The organism is Protofrankia sp. CiP1_Cm_nod2 (genome assembly GCF_920664355.1).
GTDB lineage: Bacteria > Actinomycetota > Actinomycetes > Frankiales > Frankiaceae > Protofrankia.
Window position 1 is genome coordinate 5,069 of record NZ_CAKKTL010000286.1, and the last position, 1,124, is coordinate 6,192.

Here is a 1,124-nt window from a genome sequence, read left to right on the forward strand (position 1 = left end):
CTGTAACTCTGACTCTGTAACTCTCTGCGACTTTCTGGGTCCTGCCGGAGCCGGACCTCTGTGGATCTCTACGGCCTGCCGGATCCGGTCGGCCCGGGGCCGCCTCGCCGCGGCCGGCGCCGGCCCGCCCCGGCTGACCGACGCGATCCCGGCCGGGCGGGCGGCGCGGCCGGACTGGGCGGGGACGTGGGCGCCAGCCGGGCCTGGGCGAGATGGTCGGCGAGCCGGACCCGGATGTCCTCGGCCACCGCCGCCAGCGCCCGCCGCGACCGCGGGTTGGCCGGGATCTCCACCTGGAACGGATGCCCGAAGACCATCCGGGCGTGGACGGAGCGCCGCGGCCAGTGCGCCCCCTTCGGCAGGACCTGCCCGGTGTCGACGCAGGCGACCGGCACTATCGGGCAGCGGCCGTGGACGGCCAGGTAGGCGATGCCGTGCTGGACGGTCTCCACCTCGCCGCTGCCCCTGGTCCCCTCCGGGAACACCCCGATCGCGCCGCCGCGGGAGAGCTCGTCGAGCGCGGTGTGCAGCGCGGACCGGTCGGGCCGGCCCCGGTCGACGGGGATCTGCCCGGACAGCAGCAGCAGCCGGCCGAGGATCCCGGTGTACAGCTCGGACTTCACCAGGCAGCGGACCGTGCGCGGCGCCTCGATCACGACCAGGGGCCCGTCGAGCAGGCTGCTGTGATTGCCCGCGAAGATCAGCGGGCCGGCGGACGGGACCCGGTCGAGCCCCTCGGCCGTCAGGCGCATGACGACCCTGTTCAGGATCAGACGGAACAGCGGTTTGAGCACCGTGTGCAGAATGTCGTTGTACGGCCGGGACGCCGCCGCCCGCCGGGACACCGCCGTGGACGGCCGCCCGCCGCCCGGCCCTCCGCCGCCGCGCGGGACGCCGGCCACGGAACCGACACCTCGCGCGGCACCGACCGCGGGAGCATCGCCCCGCGGAACGTCAACCTGCGCGGCACCGACCGCGGGAGCATCGCCCCGCGGAACGTCAACCTGCGCGTCATCAGTCTCGGGAACATCGCCGCTCGAAGCACCACCCGGTGCGACACCGCCCTGCGCACCGGCGGGGGCATCGCCCTTCGGAGCGTCACCCCGCACACCGCCGGTCGTAGA

The 1,124-nt window shown here is 74.9% G+C and carries 2 protein-coding genes; one reads left to right on the forward strand and one right to left on the reverse strand.

Going from position 1 to position 1,124, the window contains the following annotated elements:
- Positions 1 to 68 precede the first annotated feature (68 nt).
- A complete protein-coding gene (locus NBW84_RS21755) occupies positions 69 to 794 on the reverse strand; it encodes a lysophospholipid acyltransferase family protein (RefSeq protein ID WP_445548807.1) in 726 nt (241 codons plus the stop codon).
- Between the two features lie 3 nt (positions 795 to 797).
- Here NBW84_RS21755 and NBW84_RS21760 point away from each other — a divergent pair.
- On the forward strand, positions 798 to 1,124 hold a 327-nt coding region (locus NBW84_RS21760; RefSeq protein WP_250286933.1), incomplete at its 3' end, for a hypothetical protein.